The organism is Hydrogenophaga sp. (genome assembly GCF_026125825.1).
In the GTDB taxonomy this organism is placed as follows: domain Bacteria; phylum Pseudomonadota; class Gammaproteobacteria; order Burkholderiales; family Burkholderiaceae_C; genus Hydrogenophaga.
Genome location: NZ_JAHCKK010000184.1, coordinates 1 through 3746 on the forward strand (window position 1 = coordinate 1; position 3746 = coordinate 3746).

The window sequence follows — 3746 nt, forward strand, 5'->3', positions numbered from 1 at the left end:
ACGACGTCCTTCACCAGGACGGATGCGACATAGACACGGTCCAGCAGATTGCGGGCCTCGGCGAAGATTTCCCACTTGTCCGTGGAATAGCCGGCTCGCGCACCCAGCAGACCATACGAACCCAGGCGGTAAGCATTCGCGAAGTCCACGTACTTCGCGCCAATGAAATCGAAGGTGGGGCCGGCGCTGAAACCCGAGACATTGCGATACATCAGCTCACCGCGAACGAAGTAGCGCGGTGCCGAAGGCAGTCGGTTGTCGCCATAGTCCTGATCCGAATCGAAGGTGAATGCATTGTACGTGGCGTTCAGCAGCGGCTCGATTCGATGCCCACCTGATCCGAGAATGAAGCTCGCACCAAACAGGGCTTCGATACCGGCATGCGTCGTCTTGTCGATGTTGGCCGAGAGGCTGGTGCCCGGCGCATTCGGATCATCGCGAGACAGGATCTCGTTGCGTAACGCCGTGTAGTAGACAGACACGTCCCAGTTCAGACGTGTCTCGCCACGCTTGTTCACACCGCGCAGGCCCGTTTCCACGACGGTGCCATGCATGGCTTCGAGTGGTGTGCTGCCGCCGTCGTAATCATCGGTCAGCTCGAAGGTCGTAGGCGCCTCGTAGACCCGGCTGGCGCTCGCATACCATTCGGACTCTGTCCCGAGATTGCGAATGACGCCGAGTCGCGGGTTGATGCCGTCATAATCGGCCTCGAAGCCGCTCACATCACGATCGGCCGTGGTGAACTGTGCGCCGTACACCAAGGTCCAGTCCGACGCGAACTTCCATCGGTCCAGCACGAACACCTCCAGGCTCGAAGCCTCGTCATCGGTAGTGAACATGAGAAGGCCGGGCCGGCCGCCCTCGTTGGTGTAGTTGCCGCCGGCAACCGTGGAGTAGCCGTAGTTGACACCAAACAGCAGTCCATGCGAGCCCGCGGTTCGCTGGTAACGCAGCATCGCACCGGAATCCTCGTGCGTGGTGTCGATGAGCAGGCTGAAAAACGGCGTACTGACGATGGGATGGAACAGATCCTGATGCTCGTATGACGCGCCGATCTCCAGCGTTCCACCAGCCAGCTCCGCGATCGTGGCTTTTATCGCCGCACGCCAGGACTGCACGTCCTTGCTGTGATTACCGAGGATGGCGTCCGCGCGTCCTTGCCGGGGATTCTCGTGATACTGCCCGGGAGTCAGCTCGCGCGGCAGTTCCGCGTAGTAGTCCACGTAGTTGGCGAACAGTCGCGTGGACACGTTCTCCGAGGGAGCCCAACCCAGATTCGCATAAACGGCCTTCCGGTCCTGAACGCTGTGATCGCGATAGCCGTCGCGCTGTCGCGTTTCGGCCGCGACCAATCCATCAAAGTCGCCAAAGACTCCACTCAGCGTCACCCTGCCGCCCCAGTCTCCAAAGCTGCCGCCTGACAGAGATACATTGGATTGCGTGTTGCGCGCCGTGGGCGAGACGAAATCCATTGCGCCACCGAGTGTGCTCGCGCCGTAGGCAAGCGCATTGGCACCGTGTGCGAAGGTGGCGTAGCGCGCGCCCAGCGGATCCAGCGCACGATTGTGGTTGTTGCCGTCGGCTGCGCTCACCGGCAATCCGTCCTGCAGGAACTTCACACCGTTCTTGTCGTAGTCCGTGGCGTCGAGATTCGAACCGCGGCTCGAGTAGAAAACTTGGGTGTTCGGGAGTGCGTCGCGCTTGCCGACACGGTCAAGCGTCGCGGCGCCCGCCATTGCGGGCCGGGATACAGTCGACCCTGGAGTCGAACCGGCCCGAACCCATCTCGACCAATGTGTCTTCACGCCGCAGCAGCCACAACGCCTCCAGTCCCAGTCGCTGCGCCATGGCCGGCCCGTCGTTCGGCCCGGCCACCAGCAGCGCCGTGGCCCAGGCGTCGGCATCCATGCACGTGCGTGCCAGCACGGTGACGGAAGCGACGTCGTTTCGCACGGGCGCCGCCCGACGGCCGTCCATGGAGTGCGCCAAGCGCGCATCACCCACCTGCATGAAGCGGCGGTAGTCGCCCGAGGTGGCCACGGCCAGATCCTGCAGTTCGATCACGCCATGCACCGCGCGGCGCCCAGGCTCGGGGCTCTCCAGCGCCACGGCCCAGGGCTGCCCATCAGCCTGGCTGCCCAGGGCGCGCAGTTCGCCATCGAGCGCCGCCAGCGCGTGTCGGACGCCGTAGTGCCGCAGCACATCCACCATGCAATCCACGGCGTAGCCCTTGGCAATGCCGCACAGATCGATCTGCAGGCGCGCGCGTTTGCGGGCCCGGCCTGCATCCAGATCGAGCTCCAGGCTTTCGTGCGCGGGGCAACGGGAGGTGTCGCCCGCTACGCGAATCGCTTGCGCGTCGGGCACATCGCGTGCCGCACCAAAGCCCCAGGCATCGACCAGCGCTCCGACGGCAGGGTCGAAGGCACCCGCGCTGAGGCGGCTGATCTCCAGCGCCCGGGCAAGCACGTGCAGTATTTCTGCGGGCAGGCCCACCCAGGTTTCGACGGGTGCGCCGTTCAGGCGCATGAGGTCACTGCCGGGCTTCCAGGGGGACATCTGCGCATCCACCAGATCCACGGCCGCCTGCAACGCAGCGTGCATGGGTTTGGAGTCTCGATCCGGCGCGACATCGCAAATGACGGACCAGCGTGTGCCCATGGTCGGGCCGTTCAATTTCAGGCGCATGTCTGTACAAGATCAGAATAGGTCTTCGGCATAGCGCCCCTTCGCCTTGAGTTGCTGCACACTGAGGCGCAGCGTCCCCAGAATTTCGTCCAGTGCCTTGGCGACATCCCGGCCCATGGGGTGGCTGCCGCACACGCGCACGATGGCGCCGCGCTTCAGCAGATCGCGCAAGCGCGTGGCGTCGCGGCGCAGGGCTTCCTGCACGTAGCCGCCGCCCGGCACGCGCGAGAACTGGGTCTGCAGGCTGGCCAATCGCTGCTCATCGAGCCAGCGCCGGATCTCGGGCTCGAAATAGAAGTCCAGTGCGGGGTCGCGCCCGCCGTAATAAAGATGCATGGGGACGCGTCTGTCGTTGCGGCGGATGAATCCCGCCAATGGAGCCACCCCCGTACCTGCGCCGATGAGCACCACAGGCTGTCGCCGGCCTTGCAGAGCGAATCCGGGATTGCGGCGGATGAAGGCTTCGGCTGTGTCTCCAGGCTGCAGACCGTAGAGGTGGGTAGAACACACGCCGCCCTGAAACAGACGTACACAGATTTCCAGGAATCCGTCGCTGGTGCCCGAGGCCAGCGAGTAATAGCGCGGTACACCGGTGCCCGGTGCAACGATGCCCACCAGATCGCCGGCCGCAAAGTGCGCCAAGCCGCGCCCACGCAGGCGATCCCACCATCCCCGACGATACCATTGAAATCGCAGAATGGCCGTGGGCCTGTCCGTCTGCCCTGGGTAGTCCTGTCGCGAAATCAGCGTGAGCGTCGTGCTCGGCGGCACCCGCGGCACGTAGTTCAGCACCAGGGGCTCATTCAGTGCCTGCGCCAAGGCCTCGCCCCACAGAGCGAACTGTTGACCTGACTGCTGATGAATGCATTCGAGCGGCAGCAGCATCGGCCAGCCCTGCGCGCGCAGGACCTGCTCCACGGCCTGGGCAAACGCACAGAATGTCGGAAACTGCCGGTCGCCGAAGCCGAGTACTGCCACCGGTGCGCTCCCGCGGGGAAGGCGCGCGATGCGCTCCAGCGCCTGACGGGCATGGGTGGGGGCCTGCCCCTCGCCATAGG

The 3746-nt window shown here is 64.6% G+C and carries 3 protein-coding genes; all 3 read right to left on the reverse strand.

Annotated elements, in window-relative coordinates; genetic code table 11:
• The coding region (locus KIT86_RS24635; RefSeq protein ID WP_297403310.1) for a TonB-dependent receptor at positions 1-1736 on the reverse strand (1736 nt) is incomplete at its 3' end.
• Complete coding sequence (locus KIT86_RS24640; protein WP_297403312.1) at positions 1714-2604, reverse strand: FAD:protein FMN transferase; 891 nt, start codon at positions 2602-2604, stop codon at positions 1714-1716. The genes KIT86_RS24635 and KIT86_RS24640, both read right to left, overlap by 23 nt.
• A 96-nt stretch (positions 2605-2700) precedes the next feature.
• Positions 2701-3746 (reverse strand): FAD-binding oxidoreductase (locus tag KIT86_RS24645; protein WP_297403314.1); only part of this gene is annotated, 1046 nt, incomplete at its 5' end.